The 19,745-nt window shown below is 71.3% G+C and carries 21 protein-coding genes and 1 tRNA gene; 7 read left to right on the top strand and 15 right to left on the bottom strand.

Annotated elements, in window-relative coordinates; genetic code table 11:
* Nucleotides 1-96 precede the first annotated feature (96 nt).
* From BKA22_RS08180 to BKA22_RS08170, 3 genes are read right to left on the bottom strand one after another with little or no spacing between them, the layout of a single operon-like run.
* Nucleotides 97-1,203 (bottom strand): CU044_5270 family protein, encoded by a 1,107-nt coding sequence (locus BKA22_RS08180; protein ID WP_146953367.1) that lies wholly within the window; start codon nt 1,201-1,203, stop codon nt 97-99.
* A complete protein-coding gene (locus BKA22_RS08175) occupies nt 1,200-1,817 on the bottom strand; it encodes an RNA polymerase sigma factor (RefSeq protein ID WP_146953368.1) in 618 nt (205 codons plus the stop codon). The genes BKA22_RS08180 and BKA22_RS08175 overlap by 4 nt, the downstream gene beginning before the upstream one ends.
* 40 nt (nt 1,818-1,857) lie before the next feature.
* Nucleotides 1,858-2,232, bottom strand: a complete 375-nt coding sequence (locus BKA22_RS08170) for a peptidase inhibitor family I36 protein (RefSeq protein ID WP_146953369.1) — start codon at nt 2,230-2,232, stop codon at nt 1,858-1,860.
* Between the two features lie 293 nt (nt 2,233-2,525).
* On the opposite strand from BKA22_RS08170, the gene BKA22_RS20490 reads away from it, so the two are divergent.
* Nucleotides 2,526-3,086 (top strand): RNA polymerase sigma factor, encoded by a 561-nt coding sequence (locus BKA22_RS20490; RefSeq protein WP_179561697.1) that lies wholly within the window; start codon nt 2,526-2,528, stop codon nt 3,084-3,086.
* Nucleotides 3,087-3,400: 314 nt separating this feature from the next.
* Here BKA22_RS20490 and BKA22_RS08160 read toward each other — a convergent pair whose 3' ends face one another.
* From BKA22_RS08160 to BKA22_RS08135, 6 genes are all read right to left on the bottom strand, one after another.
* The gene (locus BKA22_RS08160) at nt 3,401-4,291 is read right to left on the bottom strand and encodes a nucleotidyltransferase domain-containing protein (protein WP_146953370.1); all 891 of its coding nucleotides are present in this window, start codon (nt 4,289-4,291) and stop codon (nt 3,401-3,403) included.
* Between the two features lie 95 nt (nt 4,292-4,386).
* Nucleotides 4,387-5,142, bottom strand: coding sequence for a hypothetical protein (locus BKA22_RS08155; RefSeq protein ID WP_146953371.1), 756 nt, complete (start codon nt 5,140-5,142; stop codon nt 4,387-4,389).
* Nucleotides 5,139-6,218 (bottom strand): helix-turn-helix domain-containing protein, encoded by a 1,080-nt coding sequence (locus BKA22_RS08150; RefSeq protein ID WP_146953372.1) that lies wholly within the window; start codon nt 6,216-6,218, stop codon nt 5,139-5,141. The genes BKA22_RS08155 and BKA22_RS08150 overlap by 4 nt, the downstream gene beginning before the upstream one ends.
* A gap of 115 nt (nt 6,219-6,333) precedes the next feature.
* Nucleotides 6,334-6,771 carry a hypothetical protein gene (locus BKA22_RS08145; protein WP_146953373.1) on the bottom strand — a complete coding sequence of 146 codons (438 nt, stop codon included), beginning with the start codon at nt 6,769-6,771 and terminating at the stop codon, nt 6,334-6,336.
* Between the two features lie 76 nt (nt 6,772-6,847).
* Nucleotides 6,848-7,225: a hypothetical protein gene (locus tag BKA22_RS08140; protein ID WP_146953374.1), complete on the bottom strand. Its 378-nt coding sequence runs from the start codon at nt 7,223-7,225 to the stop codon at nt 6,848-6,850.
* Between the two features lie 292 nt (nt 7,226-7,517).
* Entirely contained in the window at nt 7,518-8,210 is a 693-nt protein-coding gene (locus BKA22_RS08135; RefSeq protein ID WP_223203617.1) for a DUF6198 family protein, read from the bottom strand.
* A 101-nt stretch (nt 8,211-8,311) separates the two neighbouring features.
* Here BKA22_RS08135 and BKA22_RS08130 point away from each other — a divergent pair, with 101 nt between their 5' ends.
* From BKA22_RS08130 to BKA22_RS08120, 3 genes are all read left to right on the top strand, one after another.
* Nucleotides 8,312-8,803 carry an Lrp/AsnC family transcriptional regulator gene (locus BKA22_RS08130; RefSeq protein ID WP_146953375.1) on the top strand — a complete coding sequence of 164 codons (492 nt, stop codon included), beginning with the start codon at nt 8,312-8,314 and terminating at the stop codon, nt 8,801-8,803.
* Nucleotides 8,804-8,969: 166 nt separating this feature from the next.
* Nucleotides 8,970-11,438, top strand: a complete 2,469-nt coding sequence (locus BKA22_RS08125; protein ID WP_146953376.1) for a glycoside hydrolase family 94 protein — start codon at nt 8,970-8,972, stop codon at nt 11,436-11,438.
* 22 nt (nt 11,439-11,460) lie between these two features.
* Nucleotides 11,461-12,525 carry an aldose epimerase family protein gene (locus BKA22_RS08120; RefSeq protein ID WP_146953377.1) on the top strand — a complete coding sequence of 355 codons (1,065 nt, stop codon included), beginning with the start codon at nt 11,461-11,463 and terminating at the stop codon, nt 12,523-12,525.
* A 9-nt stretch (nt 12,526-12,534) separates the two neighbouring features.
* Here BKA22_RS08120 and BKA22_RS08115 read toward each other — a convergent pair whose 3' ends face one another.
* The 4 genes from BKA22_RS08115 to BKA22_RS08100 all read right to left on the bottom strand — a co-directional run bounded on the left by BKA22_RS08115 (nt 12,535) and on the right by BKA22_RS08100 (nt 14,890).
* Complete coding sequence (locus BKA22_RS08115; protein ID WP_146953378.1) at nt 12,535-12,879, bottom strand: HepT-like ribonuclease domain-containing protein; 345 nt, start codon at nt 12,877-12,879, stop codon at nt 12,535-12,537.
* Nucleotides 12,876-13,385, bottom strand: coding sequence for a helix-turn-helix domain-containing protein (locus BKA22_RS08110; RefSeq protein WP_146953379.1), 510 nt, complete (start codon nt 13,383-13,385; stop codon nt 12,876-12,878). Before BKA22_RS08110 ends, BKA22_RS08115 begins: the two co-directional genes overlap by 4 nt.
* A gap of 48 nt (nt 13,386-13,433) precedes the next feature.
* Nucleotides 13,434-13,847 (bottom strand): hypothetical protein, encoded by a 414-nt coding sequence (locus BKA22_RS08105; RefSeq protein ID WP_146953380.1) that lies wholly within the window; start codon nt 13,845-13,847, stop codon nt 13,434-13,436.
* 140 nt (nt 13,848-13,987) lie between these two features.
* Nucleotides 13,988-14,890 carry a LysR family transcriptional regulator gene (locus tag BKA22_RS08100; protein ID WP_146953381.1) on the bottom strand — a complete coding sequence of 301 codons (903 nt, stop codon included), beginning with the start codon at nt 14,888-14,890 and terminating at the stop codon, nt 13,988-13,990.
* A gap of 173 nt (nt 14,891-15,063) precedes the next feature.
* On the opposite strand from BKA22_RS08100, the gene BKA22_RS08095 reads away from it, so the two are divergent.
* The gene (locus BKA22_RS08095) at nt 15,064-15,453 is read left to right on the top strand and encodes a CBU_0592 family membrane protein (protein WP_179561696.1); all 390 of its coding nucleotides are present in this window, start codon (nt 15,064-15,066) and stop codon (nt 15,451-15,453) included.
* A 43-nt stretch (nt 15,454-15,496) separates the two neighbouring features.
* On the opposite strand, the gene BKA22_RS08090 is transcribed toward BKA22_RS08095, so the two are convergent.
* Nucleotides 15,497-16,729, bottom strand: coding sequence for a hypothetical protein (locus BKA22_RS08090; protein ID WP_146953382.1), 1,233 nt, complete (start codon nt 16,727-16,729; stop codon nt 15,497-15,499).
* Nucleotides 16,726-17,331 (bottom strand): GNAT family N-acetyltransferase, encoded by a 606-nt coding sequence (locus BKA22_RS08085; RefSeq protein ID WP_146953383.1) that lies wholly within the window; start codon nt 17,329-17,331, stop codon nt 16,726-16,728. The genes BKA22_RS08090 and BKA22_RS08085 overlap by 4 nt, the downstream gene beginning before the upstream one ends.
* Nucleotides 17,332-17,519: 188 nt before the next feature.
* On the opposite strand from BKA22_RS08085, the gene BKA22_RS08080 reads away from it, so the two are divergent.
* Together BKA22_RS08080 and BKA22_RS08075 are read left to right on the top strand one after the other, a co-directional pair.
* Nucleotides 17,520-17,593, top strand: a tRNA-Gly gene (locus BKA22_RS08080).
* A 611-nt stretch (nt 17,594-18,204) separates the two neighbouring features.
* Nucleotides 18,205-19,677 carry a vWA domain-containing protein gene (locus BKA22_RS08075; protein ID WP_179561695.1) on the top strand — a complete coding sequence of 491 codons (1,473 nt, stop codon included), beginning with the start codon at nt 18,205-18,207 and terminating at the stop codon, nt 19,675-19,677.
* Nucleotides 19,678-19,745: the final 68 nt, after the last annotated feature.

Here is a 19,745-nt window from a genome sequence, read left to right as displayed (position 1 = left end):
AGAACCTCCAGGTGGCGGCGACGCGAACGCGTCACTTCACCTGTTCATCCGGGCGACGGTCCCCCGATCACAGGCCGGCGTGTGCCCTGTGTCACATCAGCCGGCGTCGGTCCATGTCGAGCTGAGGAACGTCGTGAAGTACCCGACGCGCGGGGCAGACAGCTGCTGATCCGTGACCACACCGGGGTAGGCGAAGAGCACGCCCTCGCGCCCGAGCAGCGCCCCGGTCGTCGTGTCCACGATGAGGACCTCGAGTGTCTGAGTGTTCTCGTCCCACACGGAGAACGCCCTGCCTGCGCGACCCGCACGATCGGTCACGTCGCCCAGGTCGCGAACATCGTCGAACTGGGCCAGTGCGGTCCACAGGGAGGCCGCCAGATCGGGCGGGACGACCCACGTGCCGAACAGGTCGACGATCCGACCGGTCAGCACCACGGATGGGCGCGTGGGGTCCGTGGCCACGTCCTCGCTGCCGCGCAGCAGCAGGTCGGTGAGCTCCGCCGGGTCGCGGGGCAGCTGCTGGGCCCACAACGCCCCGCGCCCCTCGCTCGATCCCAGGTCGTCACGGGTGACGTCGCCGTCCCGGTCGGCCCCGACCTGCTGGCCGGACTCGTCGAACCGAGCTGCGGTCGCGACCTCCCGCACACGCACCTGCCCGTCCGCGTACAGCCACGAGTCCTGATGGGTGGGCCGGATCGTCAACGTCACCTCGCCGCCGACCTCGATCTCCAGCCGCCACTGGTCGGCGACAACGTGCTGCGCCGTGGCCGACGGGCTGTGCGGTGCCGGTTCGCTCACCTGTGCGCTCGCCGCGATCGCCAAGAGCTCAGCCCGCGCCGGAGCCCCCGAGGTCGGTGCCAGCGATGCGGGATCCACATCGGAGAAGGCGAGGATCGGCGCGACGGCGGCTGCCGGTGCCGGGCGAGAGATCACCACGCCGGTGATCGCCGCCAGAACCGCCAGACAGGCCGCCACCAGGCCCAGGGGCCTTCGGCGGTGTCGCACGGGCAGCGCGGCGACAGGGCGCTGGGGTGCGGCCGGTGTGGAGACCAGCTCCTCGGACATGACGCGCTCGAGCATCGCCTCCGCCCAGCCATCGTGGGGCTCGTCCGCGGGGCGCCGATCCGGGGGGTGCGTCGCGCCAAGGCCGAGCTCGGAGGCCAGTCGTCGCAGGGCCAGGGCGTCGTCGTCGGCGGGGGTCACGGCGTGCCCCCGAGCGAGACAGCGGCCTCGCCGTCCACGAGTCTCGCCTCGAGGCGGCGACGTGCACGCGAGAGCCGAGTCGTCATCGCGCTCATGCTGCACCCGAGGACGGCGGCGGCATCCGCGGGGCTCAAACCCTCCACACCGACGAGCATGAGCACCTCCCGGTCGTCGGGGCTGAGGTCACGAAGCACGGTCGCGGCGTACGTCGAGGCCACGACGACGTCCGCGACGTCCTGACCAACGATCGGCGCACCAACCTCCACCAGCCGACGTTGCAGAGCGTTGTCACGAGTGCGTCGCGCACGCGCGTGGGACGCCTTGTGGCGGGCCACGACGAAGACCCAGGCCCGTCGATGGTCCTCATCCTCCGGCAGGTGGTCCCGTCGCCGCCAAGCCACCGTGAAGGTCTCAGCGACGACGTCGTCGGCCGCGTCCTGTCCAACGACGCGCACAGCCCACCGCCTCACCTCAGGGGCCAGCCGGGTGAAGAACACACGAAACGCCGCCGCGTCGATGACCGCCCCCCGCCTTCCGCTGCCCTCCAGCTCGTCACACCACCTCATCCCGATGGGGACGCGCGGATCACCTCGTCGCAGTGTGACGCATGTCACGAGGCGAGGGCGTGACGGCCCTCGCCTCGTGACATGTCGATCAGTAGTGGTTCTGGTGCGACCGGCACCGGTCCCAGTTGTCGGTCGACCAGTTGCGGAACCCTCGCTGTGACGTCGTGTAGTGCGTGATGAGGTCGCCCGTGCCGCTGCTGCCGGTCCAGAACGAGATCGAGTCCGTGTTGTAGTTGTAGTAGACCGACGCGGTCGTGAACGTGTGGTTCGCCTGAAGCTGGTAGCTGTACTTCGAACCGGTCGCGTCGGCCCCAGTCCAGAAGCAGACGTAACTGGCCGTGCACGACGGCGCGGCCGATGCCGGTGTCGCCATCGCAACCGCGCCCCCCACGAGGGCCGTCGCGGCAACGAGAGCCGAGACCGCTCGACGTGCGCGCGACGGCTTGCCCATCTTGATGGACATGCTGTTCCTCCTGCTTGATCGCTCATGCGTCGATTGACGCTCTTTGACGAGGCCCCGTCGTCTATACGTCAGCGAATCGCACCAGATTGTCACGCACGATCACACATGTGACCCATGTCACATGTGACAGGGGTGATCTCAGGCTCCGTCCGAGGATGGGCCAGCGTGACTTACTCCACACGTAACCGAGCCAACTCGTCGCGCGAGCAGCGGCACCCCGGGAGGATGAAAGGCACGTCTGCCGGTCCCAGCCGTTCGCCCAGCCAGGCGGCGAGGATAGTCGGGCGCTGATCTTGCTGGATCCCGCGGTCGAGCAGTCGCCGCGACACCCCTCGCCCGAAGCCGAGTTCGACGCGCTCTATCGGGCCACTCGAGGTGAGCTCACGTGGTTCGCCACACAACGCACCGACCCGTGCACTGCGCAGGACGTCATCTCCGAGGTCTTTCTGGTCGCCTGGCGACGGTGGGGGGAGATCCCGGTCGGCGACTCGCGTCGTCGTGCTTGGCTCTACGGCGTCGCGAAGAACTTGCTCCAGCAGCAGCGTGACCAGCGCGACCGCTCGAACCGGCTCACAGTCCGGCTCAGCGCTCAGCCGGAGGACATGACCGGAGACCCAGCGAGCCGAATCGTGGACGAGGTGGCAGTCGCAGGGCTACTTGCGACCCTGACGCCGCAACAGCGTGCGGTCATTGAGCTGGTCGTCCTGGCTGGTTGCACATCAACGGAGGCGGCGGCGGTCCTCGGGTGTTCCATCACCACGGTGACAAGCCGGCTCGCCCGCGCAAGAACTCGCCTACGAACGGCGATGAACGCCGAAGAAATGGGTCGCACATCGCGGCACTCAGCGTCCTAACCCCGGACGGCCCACACCGACGACTGGCCCTGCGTCGGCACGTCCGAAGGGACGACCTCCCCATACTGCGTGAGCCGTTCGCCGCTCTCCCTCACTTCTAGGTCCATCGGTCCTCCTCGGCGGCACTCGAGGCATCGTCGCCTGCCACTCAGGTCAGGAGCGTGACGAGAAGACCGCGACTCCTTCACCCGTTCAGCCTCGGACATTTCGGCTGACCTGCAGTTTCCACGCGGACGGGCACAACAGATGCCTTCCGACGCACCACGGTCGGTCACTTCCGGATCGGCTAACGGAGCAATGACTGGGACCGACCTTCAGGCGCTCCTTGCGGAACCGCTCACGCCGAGATCGGGGGCGGAGTCCACGCCCGAGGTGCCGCTCACACGTTCGGTGACGTACTCCATGACCGTGGCCGCCACCCCCTCGCGATAGGGCAGCCCGGCGGCGGCGAAGACCTCGCGTGCGTCGCGGGCGAACTCCCCCACCCCCTGCACCACAGCGGCCCGAAGCGAGTCGAGGTCCGGTGTCGTCGCGTACGTCAGCAGGTGCGCCTGCTTCTCGGCCGGGACGCAGTGCTTCACCTTGGACTCCCAGCCGCCCCAGTCGAGGGTGTCGTACCGGCTGAGCAGCAGGTCGGCGTGCGCCTGGCGCAGGAACTCGAGGTTCTTGAGGATCTTGAAGACGTCGCCGCGCAGCAGGTACTTGATGAGCATCTCGGCGTGGAACCAGTAGGTGTCGAAGCACCGGTTCGGGTCGGGCCGGGCGTCGTCCGTCCGCAGCCCTCGGTCCAGGAGCTGGCCGACCCGTCCGTCGCGGTCGAAGACGAGGTTCTCGCGGGTTGCCGACTTGAGGTGCTGACGGCACCACCAGTCGTCGACGTGATCGGCGTTGAGCATGAAGAAGTCGAGCTGGTGCAGGGCTTGGCCGACGCGCACCAGGGTGCCGAAGTTCTTGAAGACCGGCGAGTTGTAGTTCTCCGGCCAGGAGATCAGCAGCTCGTCGCACGCGCCCGCCACGAGCGCCGGCACGTCGGCCGCGACCGCCTCGAAGTCGACGTCGTCGATGAGGAAGACGACGTCGTAGTCGGACAGCTCGTCCCACCCGCCTCGCCCGACCGACCCGTAGAACCAGCCGCCGTGCACGCGCGGGTCCTCGGCCAGTGCAGCGACGAGGCGGTCCAGGACAGCGGTGAGATCGGCGTGCACGGTTCCTCCGAGGGTCGACGGTGACCGTCCGATCGTAGGGACCGGCATCGCTCCTGACCTGCGAATTCGCCGGACGACCTGCCGTTCGGCACACCTCAGCCCGGCGGCGGCACCACACGCTTGACGAGCAGTCGAGTCCGCGCCGCGGCGGTTCCCGTCAGATGACGAGGCGGTCGGCTCGTTCCGAACCAGTCGTGCAGCACCACGGACGCGTCACGCGCGTCCGTACGAGACGGCCAGTCGTCGACGGTGCGGCCCGCCAGGTTCGCGGTCTCCAGAAGTCGATGGATGTCGATCGCGTCCGACTTCGCGAACCGACCCTTGTACGCGAGTGCCTTCATCACGATTGCCGCTGCCACGTCCGGCAGCAGCAGCACAGCCCAGATCTCCGTCCGATCCGTGAGCACGGCAGCGATCTCGACCTCGGTCGGTGGCTCCATCAGCGCTGTGTGCAGCCCTGGTACCTCGTCCACCACGAGGGGCCCGTGCTGCTGACTGGTGACGAGCCTGCCCTCGTACGAGGGGGCCAGCACGTCGATCACCAGCTCACGCTCGCCGTCGATCCGCACGAACCTGTTGCCTTGCACCTGGACGTACCCGGCACCCACGAGCGCCTGCAGCAGCCGCTCGTCACCGCAGACGTCGAACGGCACACCGAGGTCGGCGTCGGCGGTCTCCCGAGCGGGGGCGAGCCCGTCGGCACCGTGATGGTGCACGAGCAGCGTCACGGCCAGTCCCCCGACCAACCGGTACTGCACGCCGAGGGCGGAGGTGATGTGAGCGATGTCCGCCGCCGCCAGCCACCCGGCATCTGTCGCTCGTGACGCCGACTGCAGTGTCAGGGCGCTCACGCGGACGCCTCTGCGACAAGCTTGCTCTGCAGGTGGTTCGCGGCGTCGACATCACCGTCCTGCATCAAGGTCAGCCAGACCCTCCACGAGTCGGCGACAACCAACCCGTGACGTTCGCTCGTCGACGTCAACGCCCGCGGGTCGTCCGGAACGGCGATGGTGACGGTGGCCTCGACCGAGGTCACCGGTGTGCACCCGGCGTCCTCCAGGTCGACGAGCCGGTCCGTCCAGATGGTCGTGCGGGTGGGGCGCGCCCACGGCGCGATGACGTCTGCGGCGACCTGGCCTGTGACGGCGTATCGCACACGCGCGTCCGACAGGAGGCGGGCGATGCTCTGCGTCGCCGGGACCGGATCGTCGAGCGTCAGCCAGGTGGACGACAGCCGCGGGCGCGGATACCGCTCGACCAGCCACTGCGCCGCGTCGCGCTGCGACGTCACGGTCCACCCGCGGGCGCGGCGTTCCACGAGGCCGGAGAGCTGATTGAGAGCCTGGGATGCACGGGCCTGTGTGACGCCCACCTCGGCCGCCAGCGTCGTCTGGCTTCGCGGCTCGGTCTCGCGCAGCATCTCCAGCAGCAGCGAGTACGTCCCCCACGGCGTCCGCCCGCGCCGCCGGGCCTCGCCAGGGCGAGCCTCGGCCGACGCGTCGCCGGCGTCGATGGTGTGCTCGACGTCGTCCGCGTCGATGAGGGTGCCTCGCACCGGGCCGCGATCGGGGGCGATGAGGACGGACACACGCTCCACACGTGCGACCTCCAGTGCCGCCGGAGATGCCGCCTCGACAACGAGGAGATCAGCGCCGTCGCGCGAGAGGGGCCGACCTCTGTGGTCGTTCTTCTGCTGTGAGAGGTGGCGGCGGATCCGCGAAGGATGCAGCACGCTGAGCGTCTGCACCTCGTACGCGGTCGCGGAGAAGCCCGGTCCGGCCAGGACTACGTCGCCGTGCACGCTGGTGCCCGCGAGTGTCGCCGCCTTGATGTCGTGCGCACGCCACAGCGCCACCCACACATCGTCTATAAGCATTGTCGGACTCCTTCTGATAATGCTTATAGTGCCGCTCGCGCGCCCGACCACGCAACCGAGGGCTGACGTCACACCACGACGAGCACTTCACCATGGCTGACGAGCACCAGCGCACGCCGCCACCGCAGGCCGTCGGTCACGCCGTCCTTGCCCATCGCCAGCCTCATCACCTGAGCACCGACGCAGCAACGACCAGCAGCACGCCACCGGTCACGAGCTGCACCATCTGCCGGTGCCAGGCCGCCGCGTCACGGATCGGGACGGGGACGGCGGCACGCGCGCGGACCATCACACGCGGAAGGCGCACCCTGTCGGCGCGGCTCGGCCGCCATCGCCACCCCAACATCGCGCCGCCCACCGTCAGGACTGCGACCCCGGCGGCAAGCCCAGGTTCGGCCCGGACGGCCCACACCGTGCACGCGCCGGCCACGGTCACCAGGCCCGGGCTGACCCACCAAGTCGCCGCCGACACCCGCCGCATCGTGGCGTCGCTGGGAACCTGCGAGACCGACCTGACGACACCCCCGCTGATGACCAGCACCGCGCCGGCCAGCAGCACGAGCAGAAGGATCCATGCGAACCAGTCGGGCGCGTCGCTCAGCACGGGCCCGCGCCTGCCTGGTCGACGGCCGCGGCACGGCGCGCGACATCGGCGTCACGCGCTCCTGAGCCGTGAACCATCACCGCACACCCGCGTAGATCCAGAACGCCACGCACTGCAGCCCTATCGAGGCGTAGATCAGCACGTTGCGCCGCGTCACCCACGGATCGGCGGGCGGGATCGCGCGACTGCCCGCGTAGGTCGGAGCGGTTGAGGCGGGCCGCTCCGGCGAGAACCTCAGGACGACGCCTGCGAGGGCAAGGGACCCGAGGCACATGGCGGTCGCGAGCAGCGTCCGGTACATGAGGCCGGTCGCCAGCGCCGAGCAGATCAGCGCCGTCGAGGGAATGCGCCATGCGGTCCGCGCGACGAGTTCCGAGCGCCCCGGATCGACGACGATCCCACCGGTGCAGACCAGGCAGACGACCAGTGCTGCCACCACGATCGTGGGCGCCACGATGGCGATCCAGTCCGACGGCACCTCAGGACCCGAGGGCTCGAGCGAGCACGATCACGAGCGCCGCACCCCCGACTGTCACGGCCCAGCCCTGCCACGTCCGCGGGCCGAGGCCCCACCCGATGCGCTTCGGCCCGAACCACGGTCCGCTCCCCATGTCATCCCCCTGGCGCGAGCACTGCCGTCCGTCGCAGGCTGCGCGGCGGATCATCCCCTGACCAGGGAACCTACTCCGAGCAGAGCCGGGGCAATGGTGCCCTTCGGGCGGCGACTACTGCGGTGCCTCCCCAGGTCACACCCCCAGGTACCGCCCCGGCCGGTGGTTGAGCGCGAGCACCAGGTTGACCACCACGGCCCCGATGAGCGAGAGCCCCACGGTCCGCCAGTCGGCGACGGTGGCGGCGAACAGCACGGTGACCAGGTCGAGCCCCATCTGCACGTAGCCGGCGCGCCAGCCGCGGCGCTCCTGGGCGAGAAGCGCGACGACGGTGTAGCCGCCCAGGCTGGCGCGGTGCCGGACGAGCACGAGCAGGCCGATGCCGACGAGCAGGTTGCCGACGACCACGGCATACAGCGGGTCGGGGTCGAGCCCGGGCAGGGCGTGCGGCTGCAGGGCGGAGAACGCGGACACGAGCCCGACCGACAGCAGCGACCGCAGCGTGAACTGCCACCCCTTGCGCACGAGGGCGAGCACCAGGAACGGGGCGTTGACGGCCAGGAACAGCACGCCGAACGGCAGGTCGACGGCGTGCCGCAGCAGCAAGCCGAGGCCGGCGGTGCCGCCGGTGACGGCACCGCCGATGTCGAGCAGGTGCACGCCGAGGGAGACGACGAACGTGCCGGTGAGCAGTCCTGCGACGTCCTCGACGCGGCTGTGCCGGAGCGCGTCGGGATCTGCGGCCGGTGCGTCGGCGGGCACGGCCGGGGCAGCCGGGACGCCGGGTCGACCAGGGGTCTCGACGGCGCGGGCGGGAGCGAGGGTCACGTGCGCGATGGTTCCGGCTGTCCACAGGTGTGCACAACCATGTGGGTAACAACTGCGCAGTCTGCTCGATGATTCGGCGCAGATGCGTCAGACTGCACAGCATGACGACGCTCGATCCCCTCGACGCCAGGATCCTCCTGGCGCTCGACGACGAGCCCGACGCCCCGGCGGTCGTCCTGGCCCGCACCCTCGGCATCTCCCGCAACACGGTGCACGCCCGCTTGCAGCGGCTCGCGCGCGAGGGGGCGCTCGAACCGTTCAGCCGCCGCGTCCCGCCGGCGGCGCTGGGGTTCGACCTGGTCGCGTTCATCTCGCTGCAGATCGACCAGGCCGCCGGTGAGGCCGCGTCGCGAGGGCTGGCCGCGATCCCCGAGATCGTCGAGATGCATGCCACGACCGGCGACGGGGACGTGCTGGCGCGCGTGGTCGCCCGGGACACGCAGGACCTCTACCGGATCGCGAACGCGATGCTCGCGATCGACGGCGTGGTGCGGGCGGCGACGTCGGTCTCGCTCGCCCAGGTGATGCCGTACCGGACCCGGCAGCTGCTTGAGCAGGCCACCCGAGGGGCCCCGGAACAGCCCGCCACCTGAGTGTTCGCCAGGCACAACGTCAGGCACTATGCTCGGCAACGTGAGTGCGTGGGAGCGCTCTCGCACCGCACCCGCCGCACGTAGGCACAGGCGCCCAGCACCGCTGCGGGCCGCCGCCCCACGCGTGGCTGCTCTCTCCCTGTGGAACCACCCGGAAGGCTTGGGCATGCGTTACGGCCACTTCGACGACGAGGCACGCGAGTACGTCATCACGACGCCGCACACCCCGTACCCGTGGATCAACTACCTCGGCTCGGAGCAGTTCTTCTCGCTGCTGTCCCACCAGGCCGGCGGGTACTCGTTCTACCGCGACGCCAAGATGCGTCGCCTGACGCGGTACCGCTACAACAACATCCCCGCCGACGCGGGCGGCCGGTACCTGTACGTCAACGACGGCGGCGACGTCTGGACCCCGTCGTGGCTGCCGGTCAAGGCCGGGCTGGACCACTTCGAGGCGCGGCACGGCCTGGGCTACTCGCGGATCGTGGGCGAGCGCAACGGCCTGTCGGTCGAGACGCTGTTCTTCGTGCCCATGGGCGAGACCGCCGAGGTGCAGAAGGTCACCGTCACGAACACCTCGACGGAGCTGAAGTCCGCGACCCTGTTCTCGTTCGTCGAGTTCTGCCTGTGGAACGCCCAGGACGACCAGACGAACTACCAGCGCAACCTCTCCATCGGCGAGGTCGAGGTCGAGCAGGACAGCCCCTACGGCTCGGCGATCTACCACAAGACCGAGTACCGCGAGCGCCGCGACCACTACGCCGTGTTCGCCGTGAACGCCCACGCCGCCGGTTTCGACACCGACCGCGACTCGTTCGTCGGCGCCTACAACGGCCTGGGTGAGGCGACCGTGCCGTTCTCCGGCAAGTCCGCCAACTCGGTGGCCTCCGGCTGGTACCCGATCGGCTCGCACTCCCTCGAGGTGTCGCTGCAGCCGGGCGAGTCGCAGACCTTCACGTTCGTGCTCGGCTACGTCGAGAACCCGGACGAGGAGAAGTGGGCGGACGACGACCACCAGCTCGTCAACAAGGAGCGTGCGCACGCCCTGCTGAGCCGTTTCGCGACCACCGAGCAGACCGACGCCGCGTTCGAGAAGCTGCGCGAGCACTGGACGGGTCTGCTGTCGACCTACTCGGTCACCAGCACCGACGAGAAGCTCGACCGGATGGTCAACATCTGGAACCAGTACCAGTGCATGGTCACGTTCAACATGTCGCGCTCGGCGTCGTTCTTCGAGACGGGCATCGGCCGCGGCATGGGCTTCCGCGACTCGAACCAGGACCTGCTGGGCTTCGTGCACCTGATCCCCGAGCGTGCCCGTGAGCGCATCCTCGACATCGCCGCCACGCAGTTCCCCGACGGCTCGGCGTACCACCAGTACCAGCCGCTGACGAAGCGCGGGAACAACGACATCGGCTCGGGCTTCAACGACGACCCGCTGTGGCTGATCGCCGGCGTCGCCGCGTACATCAAGGAGTCGGGCGACTTCTCGATCCTCGACGAGCAGGTGCCGTTCGACAACGACGAGTCGCTCGCCGAGTCGCTGTTCGAGCACCTCACGCGTTCGTTCCGCTTCACGGTGGACAACCTCGGCCCGCACGGCCTGCCGCTCATCGGCCGCGCCGACTGGAACGACTGCCTGAACCTCAACTGCTTCTCCACCACGCCGGGCGAGTCGTTCCAGACGACCGAGAACCAGGCCGGTGGCGTCGCGGAGTCGGTGTTCATCGCCGCGCAGTTCGTCCTCTACGGCGCCGAGTACGCCGAGCTGGCCGACCGCCGTGGCCTGACCGAGGTCGCCGCTCAGGCCCGTGCGGCCGTCGAGGCGATGCGCGAGGCCGTCCTCACGCACGGCTGGGACGGCGACTGGTTCCTGCGCGCGTACGACTTCTACGGCAACAAGATCGGCACCGACGAGCACCCCGAGGGCAAGATCTGGATCGAGCCGCAGGGCTTCGCGGTCATGGCCGGCATCGGTGTGGGCAACGGCCCCGACGACGCCGACGCCCCCGCGGTGAAGGCGCTCGCCTCGGTCAACGAGATGCTCGCGACCGACCACGGCATGGTGCTCCAGTACCCCGCGTACACGACGTACCAGATCGAGCTCGGTGAGGTCTCCACGTACCCGCCCGGGTACAAGGAGAACGGTGGCATCTTCTGCCACAACAACCCGTGGGTCATCATCGGCGAGACGGTCGTCGGCAACGGCGCCCGCGCGTTCGACTACTACAAGCGGATCACCCCGGCGTACCGCGAGGACATCTCCGACGTGCACCGGCTCGAGCCGTACGTGTACGCGCAGATGATCGCCGGCAAGGAGGCCGTCCGGCACGGCGAGGCCAAGAACTCGTGGCTGACCGGTACCGCGGCGTGGAACTTCGTCACCGTGTCGCAGTACCTGCTCGGTGTCCGCCCGGACTACGACGGCCTGGTCGTCGACCCGCAGATCGGCCCGGAGGTCCCCTCGTTCACGGTGACCCGTGTGGCGCGCGGTGCGACGTACGAGATCGTCGTGACGAACTCCGGTACGCCGGGTGCGCGCGGCAGCCTCGTGGTCGACGGCACCCCGGTCGAGGGCAACCACGTGCCGTACGCACCGGCCGGGTCCACGGTCCGCGTCGAGGTCACCCTCTGACCTGCGGGTCGGTCCAGGGTCCATGACGCACGCACAGCACGCGCGCACGGGCTCGACGGTGGCGGCTGCGGTCGCCACCGTCGGGCGCGTCGTGCACACCACGTCCCCCGTCACCGACGCGACCGCCGACCCCCGCGTGCTCACGCTGCGCTCGAACCGCTGGGAGCTCGACGTGCTGCCCGCGACCGGGGCCTCGCTGGCCGCCGGTCGCATCCGCACGGCCGACGGGACGTGGCGCGACCTGCTGCGTCCGACCCCGCGCACCCGCCTCGGCGACCCCGAGAAGTGCGCGAGCTTCCCCATGGTGCCGTGGTCGAACCGCATCCGCGGCGGGCGCCTGCCGTTCGCGGGCGGCACGTGGCAGCTGCAGCGCAACGGCGCCGACGGCACCGCGATCCACGGCGCCGTCCGGTACGCCGAGTGGACGGTCGTGGAGCGCACGGCCTCCGCCGTCGAGCTCGAGCTCGACACGAGCGACCTGGTCGGCGTGAACTTCCCGTGGCGGTTCGTCTCCCGCCTGCGCTACGCGCTCGAGGGCGACGCCCTGGTCGTCACGACGAGCATCCGCAACGCCGACACCACGCCGTTCCCCGCCGGGTTCGGCCACCACCCGTACCTGCAGCGCACCCTGGCACCTGTCGGGTCCGGTCACGGCCTCGGCGGCACGCCCGCCGCGCTGCTCGGCGACGGCCCCGTGCTCGACGTGCCCGCGCACCGCGGCTACGGCCTGGTCGACGCGATGGCCGCCGGCCCCGCCGGCGACGTGCCCCGCCGCGCCGACTTCCGCAGCCCGCACGCCCTGGGGCACGCGTTCATCGACGACGTCCTCACCGACCTCGAGCCCGGCCGCCCGATCCGCATCACCTACGACGACCCGGCGGTCACCGTCGACGTCGAGGTCGACCCGGTCTACTCGCACCTGGTGCTCTACTCCCCGCGCCGGCGCGGCTACTTCGCCGTCGAGCCCGTCACGAACGTCAACGGCGGCTTCGCGCTGCACGAGGCGGGCGTGCCCGGCACCGGCGTGTTCGTCCTGGCCCCCGGCGAGGAACGCACCGGCTCGTTCACGCTCCGCGTCACGGGCTGACGCCGGGGCTCAGCCAGCATCGAGCGCCGCCTGGCACGTCGCCCTCAGTTGCGCGATCGGTGCCTGAATCGTCGCTCGGACGATCTGCGCGTCGAGGCGGTAGTAGTGATGCCCGATCAGGTCGCGCATCCGCGCGATGTCGGACCACGGCACGTCCGGGTGGTCGTTCCGCAACGACGGCGGGAGTGCCTTCACGGCCTCTCCGATCGTCATGATGCGGTACTGGATGGCGTCGAGCGCGACGAGGGCGATCTCGTCCCCCGGGTCGTGTGCACGCAGCACCACGTCCGCACGATCGATGGCATCGATCGCTTCGAGGATGTCCTGCAGGCGCTGCTGGGGTGTGCGGCTCACAGCGGGACTGCCTCTGCGAGGGCGGCGGTCGCGACGTGCGGTGCGAGCGCCTGCCGGGGTGCGATGTCGACCCGCTCGCCGAGAAACTCCTCGAGCTCGTCCTGCAGGGCCGCGACGGGCAGGAGCCCCCGGGTGCGCACGTCGAGGTCGACGAGGAGGTCGATGTCGGAGTCGGGCCCGTCCTCGCCGCGCGCCACCGACCCGAACACCTGCAGGTTCGTGGCGCCGTGCCGGTGGGCCGTGCGCAGGATGCGGTCGCGGTGGTCACGGAGCTTCGACATGCGTATGCCGCGCACGTCGAGGCGACGCGGTGAGGGGACGACTGTGAGCTCCAGCCGGGCGCCGGCCGCGGCCAGGATCCGGTCGAGCGTCTCGATCGACGGCGAGCTGGCGCCCGACTCGTAACGCGAGATGGCCGGCTGGGATGTGCCGGCGCGCTCCGCGAGCGCGAGCTGGCTCAGCCCCACCTGCTCGCGGGCCGTGCGGATGAGAGCGGCCGCGTCCATGGACGGACCATACCGGTACCAGTATGACCACACCAGGTCGAGCGACGGTCACTCGGGGACGAGGAACCACGCGGACTCGCCCTCGCCCTGCTGGGCTACCTTGACGATCGTGTCGACCGGCGCCTCGAGGTCGGCCACGTGCACGCGCACCGGGTCGGCGCCCTCGGGGCAGTCGGTCCGCACCATGACGGGGATCGGGCCGTCCGCGTCGGTCACGATCGACACCTTCTCGGCGTCCTCGCACAGCACCAGCAGGTCGTAGCCGCCGGTGTCCAGGCTGACCGCGAACTGGCCCTGCCCCTCGCCACCGTTGCAGCCCTGCAGCACGGCGTCCTCGAGCCGGGGCAGGCTCTCGTCGGCGCATCGCGCCGCGAGACCGTCGCCGCCGAGCCCGTCGAGCGGGTCGGACGCGGTGCAGCCCGCCACGCAGAGCGTCGTCACCGCCACCGCCGTGGCGACCACCCATCGACCGCGTCCTGACATCCTGTCCACCCGTCGTCGGGAGTGAGGTGGCAGAGCCCTGTCACCAGGCCGGACGCTATCGCGCGACGCACCTCGGCGCGGGCGATTCGCCTGGTCCTTTCAGGCGCCCGGAGCTGACTTCACACGAGGTCGAGCGCGGCGGAGGCCGCCAGGAGCTCCTCGACGACCGCGGTGACCGCCGCGCCGGGCTGGGTGCGGGTGGCACGGTGGCGGGCGACGAGGCGGCGTGCGCCGAGACCGGGGACGGTCGCCACCGCCAGCCCGTCGGGCAGCTCGCCCTGCAGCGCCAGCGCCGGGAGCATCGCGACGCCCTGGCCGGCGGCGACCAGGGCGAGGGCGACGTCGAAGTCGTAGAAGACGTGGCGGGTGCGCAGCGGGCCGACGGCGCCGGCGATGCGGCGCAGGGCTCTGTCCCCCGCCGTGCCCTCGACCGAGGCCAGCCAGGTGGCCTCGCGCAGGTCGGATAGCTGTGCGGGTGCCGCGACCGAGGCGGGGAGCACGAGCCGCCACGGTTCCTCCAGCAGCACCACGTCGCGCTGCCCGCGCGGTGCGGTGGTGTCGGCGTCGGCGTCGCGCTCGAGCAGCACCACGTCGACGTCGCCCTCGCGCAGCCGGCGCAGCGACTCGGTCTTGTCGCGCTCCTCGACGACGAGGTTGATCCCGGGGTACCGGCGGGCGACGGCACCGATCGTCGGGCCGACGACCGCGCGGATCGCCGTCTGGAACGCGGCGACCGTCACCGTGCCGGAGACCTCGCCCTCCAGGGCGGCCAGCTGCTTGCTCGCCGCCACCAGCTCGGCCTCGATGCGTTCAGCCGCGTCCGCGAGCACCCGCCCCGCGGCGGTGAGGGTCGCCCCGCGCGGGCCGCGGTCCAGCACCGTGACGCCTTCCTCGGCCTCGAGGCGGGCGATCTGCTGCGACACGGCGGACGGGGTCACCCGCAGCTCGTCGGCGGCCGCGAGCACGCCGCCTGCCCGGTGCACGGCGAGCAGGAAGGCCAGGCGGCGCGGATCTGCGGACATACCGGTCAGCGTATCGGAGCATTCAGTTCTGCTTGACCCCGGGAGCAGCAGAGTTCGATTGTGCTGAAGGTGTCGGCGCGCGACGATCGGGGCGTCGGGCATCGCGGCCCGGCACCGCTCGACCAACCCACCGCGTCCGTCCGACCGACCGTCCGAACCGCCAGGAGCCCGCCGTGCACACCGTCGTCACCGCCCTCGGCTGGGTCGGTGCCGTGCTCTGCCTGGCCGCCTACCTGCTGGTCAGCACCGGCCGGTGGCAGGCGAGCTCCGGCCGGTACCAGCTCGCGAACGTCGTCAGCGGCGTGCTCATGGGCACGATCGCCGCGGTCGGGGGCGTGTGGCCGTCCGCGGTGACCAACGCGGTGTGGGCCGTCGTCGGGCTGATCACCTGCCTCGCGCTGCTGCGCACCCGGCACCGTCGCTCCGCCGCCCGACCGGCACCCGCTGTCGTGGCCGATGCCCGCCCCCGACGCACGACCGCCGCCCAGCCGAGCGGGGCCAAGGGCAACGACTGGACCGTCCGGGTCGCGGATCGACGCGCGCACGACGTGGACGCCGCCTGACCTGATCGGGTCTCTGCCCGATCGACGCACCCACCGATCGACCTCAGCCCGCGCCCCACCGGACGACCGTGGTGGTCGCAGCCCGATCAGGCGGGACGAGCGTCCGCCACGCGACCAGGTCGCCCGCGCACAGCACGCCGCCGAAGCTGCCCGGGACGACCACGCCGACCAGGTCCCCGCTCACCAGGTCGAGCACGTACACCGGCTCGTCCGGCGTGGTTCCCGATCCATCGGCCGAGGTCCAGATCAGCCGGTCGCCGCACAACGCCAGCGAGGTCGACCGACCCGAGGACGGCAGCGCGACGCTCGTCACCGTGGAGGCCGCCAGGTCGGCCACCTGCACGCTCCCGCCGGTATCGGTCGGGGACGTGACCACGAAGGCGAGCCGGTCCCCGTCGGCCACGAGCGACCCGACCGAGGCGCCCGCCGGACCCGTGTACGCCAGGACGGGCGACGACCCGCCCTCGCCGTCGGCCCGCGCGACCCCGAACGTCCCGTCCGGCCCGGTGCGCGCCACGTACAGGCCGCCGTCGCCGATCGCCGGCTGCGCGGCGCCGGGCACCTCGAGCCGAATCGGCTCCTCACCCGCGACGTCACGCGAGACCACCCCGCGGCTCGACGCCCAGTAGACGCGCTCGCCGGCCACCAGGAGCGAACCCGCCTCACCGCCCGCTCCCGCGTCCTCCGCGCGGGCGACCAGGGTCGTCGCGCCGTCACCGGTCCGCGCGAAGATCCGCCACGGGTCCACACCCACCTGCGTGCTCGGCGTCTCCGCCCACGCCACGACATCACCGTCCGCCGACGCGTCGTAGACCTGCCGCGGGTGCTCGTCCTCCAGCACGTCCTGCGAGCTCGGCCAGGCCCGGAACTCCCCGTCGACGAGCGTGCCGATCACGGACGGCTCCGACAACCACGCGCCACCGTCGTACTGGTCAGCCGGGGCCCGCGAGACGACGAGCGACCCGTCGGCGAGCAGGGCGAGCGCCCCGAGGCTCGAGCCGTCCCCCGGGGCGGGCGACGTGGACAGCCTCACCAGGTCGACGCCCTCCGCCGCGAGCCGGGCCGAGGACAGCGACACGTCCCGCGCGACGACGACCGTGCCGTCGACCCAGGTCAGGGCGCCAGGCTGGGCCGTCGCGTCCACCCCCGACGGCAGACCCGCGGCGTCGGTCGGCGACACCGCCGACGAGGGCGGACCGGGCCGTTCGACCGCGCATCCCGAGGCGGTGAGTGCCGTGGCCACCACCAGCGCGGCGACCCGTCGACTCGCCCTCATCGCAGGTCGAGCGTGAGCGTGAAGCCCCACTCGTGCACGCGCGCCTGCCGGAACCCGAGCCGCTCGTAGAACGCGAGCGCCCCGCCGTTGCGACCGTCGACCCCCAGGTGCAGACCGGGCACCCCCCGCTCGCGCAGCTCGTCGACCAACCGCCCGATCAGCCGCCGCCCCCAGCCCTGGCCCTGCAGGCGCGGCAGCAGGTCGACGTGCAGGTGCGCCGGGAACTCCTCGTACAGCGGGTCCGGCGTCGGCCGCCACGCGTGCAGGCGCTCGACCAGCACGTGGTCCTCGGTGCCGTCCCCCGGGTCCGCCATCGGCGGGTGCTGGACCCGGAGCGCCGGCCACCACCGCCGCTCCATCCACTCCTCGAACGGCACGGTGTCCGCCGTCGCCACGACGTAGCCGCCCACGCCGTCCTCGTCCGCGACCACGAACGTCAGCCCCGGGTCGGCGACCGGGTACGGACCGCAGTACACGTGCGCCAGCAGGTCCGGGTTCCGGTACCGCGCACTCGCGTCCCCGCCGGCCGCACCCGTCAGCAGGCAGAGCCGGTACATGCCCGGCAGGTCCGACGGGTGGAACGGGCGCAGCGCAGCAGCCATGCCGACGACCCTGCCACGACCGCCGGGCCGGTGGGCCGGTTCTGTGCGGCTCGCGTCCGTTCGCCGGGCTCGCCCCGGCCGGGTGCGGGACACGCATCGCGAGCCCACGCCGGGCGGGTATGCTGTCGGGGCCGACATCGGCCGGACGCGCTCCCCACCAGGTGCGCAACCAGCGGATCGAGGGTTGTGCGGGTGTAGTTCAATGGCAGAACTCGACCTTCCCAAGGTCGTAGCGCGGGTTCGATTCCCGTCACCCGCTCCACAGTCTCTGCAGGTCAAGGCCTGCCCCTCACGCGACGTGCCGCGTCGCCACCAAGGTTGCACGTGGACCTACGAGGCCGAACGACCCAGCCCCCTCATCAAGGGGCGCGACGCTGCTCGCCGTCGACGCACACGAGCCCAGGACGCCGCCCGAGTCCGCTGGCCCACCACCGCGAAGGACCGTCGACCCCACCGCGGCATCCCCGCTACACCAGACGGCGGGACCCTGGGTCTCGAGGTGTAGCCGCGGCAGGCAAGGGCTCCCGTGGCGAGCGCGTCGCGCGGTAGCGCAGCAGGATGTCTAGCCGTAGCTTTGGTTGCCGTCCATGCGTAGCGTTGATGGATGTCCGGCTGTAGCGGAGATGGGCTCCGGGGCCGGCGGCGCCCGGCGCCGAGGGTTCCAAACCCCCGTCGCGCACGACGAGAGTCGCACCCGGACGGCGTAGCCCCAGGTCACGGTCCGGCCACACCGGCACCGATCGGGACACGGAAGCCCATCGTTCCGATCACGGGCGCCCACTTCCGACCCGCGACGATCGCCCCGCTCCCTACTGTCGGCCCAGGACGCCATGACGGACACAGGGGGCAACGATGAGGATCAGCCACAGCAGGATGACCGGTCTCGCGGGCGCGGCGATCGTGGTGGCGGTGGCCCTGGCCGGCTGCTCCGCGAGCGGCAGCGAGGACCAGGACACCGGCTACAGCCAGCCCGCACCGGAGGACGTCGAGGCGCCCTACCCGGACCCTGAGTCCTCAGGGGAGGCGGACCAGGTCGGGATGACCGACCCGGCAGCGGACGCCCTCTCGACGTTCGCGCTCGACATCGACACCGGCTCCTACACGCGCTTCCGCGACGCGGTGTCCAACGGGGGCTACGTCGAGCCGAGCGAGGTCCGCACCGAGGAGTTCATCAACTACTTCGCGCAGGACTACCCCGCGCCCGAGCGTGGGCTCGGGGTCAGCATCGACGCCACCGCGCTGCCCTTCCGGCCCGACCACCAGCTGGTCCGGGTGGGCATCAGCAGCGCGCCGGCCGACCGCGCCGACCGCGCCGACGCCGACCTCGCACTCGTCGTCGACTGCTCGGGGTCGATGGGCGAGGCCGGCAAGATGGAGACGACCAAGGCGGCCCTGCGGACGCTGGTGACCTCGCTGGAGCGCACCGACCGCGTGGCCATGGTGTGCTACTCGACCGAGGCCTCCGTGGCTCTCGAGCCGACGCCGGTGTCCGAGCGAGAGGCCATCCTCTCGGCCATCGACGAGCTCCGGCCCCAGAACTCGACGAACGCCGCCGCCGGGCTCGCGCTCGGCTACGACCTGGCCATGTCGATGCGCACCGAGGGCCGCATGACCCGCGTGATCCTCATCAGCGACGGGGTCGCGAACGTCGGCGAGACCGACTCCGAGGGGATCCTGGATCGGATCAGCACCGAGGCCAAGTCCGGGATCAACCTCATCTCGGTCGGCGTCGGCATCACGACCTACAACGACCAGCTGCTCGAACAGCTCGCCGACCAGGGCGACGGCTGGCACGTCTACGTCGACACCGACGCGGAGGCCGAGCGGGTGTTCGCGACAGGGCTCACCGGCTCGCTCGTCGTGGCCGCCACCGACGCGAAGGCCCAGGTCGAGTTCGACCCCGCCCAGGTCTCCGGCTACCGGCTCCTGGGCTACGAGAACCGCGCCGTCGCCGACGAGGACTTCCGCAACGACGCCATCGACGGCGGCGAGATCTTCGCGGGCCACACCACCACCGCGCTCTACGAGGTCACCCTCCGCGAGGACCGGTCCGACGAGTCGTTCGTGACGGCGACCGTGCGCTACCTCGACGACTCAGGCCGGGCCGTCGAGGCATCCGGCACCTTGGCCGGGTCCGACTGCGCGTCGACGCCCCGCGAGGCGTCGCCCCGCCTGCGCCAGGACCTCGTCATCGCCATGCTGACCGATCGGCTCGTCGGCGGGCCGTGGTCCGAGCAGGTCAGCACCGCCGACCTCCGCGCCGAGGCCGCCACCCTGCCCGAGGCGCTCGACGGGGACGCCGACGTGACGCAGCTCGTCGACCTCGTGACCCGGGCGACCACCTGAGCGGGCATGCGCCGCCGCGAACGCTGACGCCTGCACCGACCGTGGTCGACACACCTCTCGGTTCGGGT

Origin of the sequence: Cellulomonas soli, from assembly GCF_013409305.1 — a bacterium.
Lineage (GTDB): Bacteria > Actinomycetota > Actinomycetes > Actinomycetales > Cellulomonadaceae > Cellulomonas > Cellulomonas soli.
Note: the sequence above shows the minus strand (reverse complement) of the source record. Positions and strands in the feature narration are given on the sequence as shown.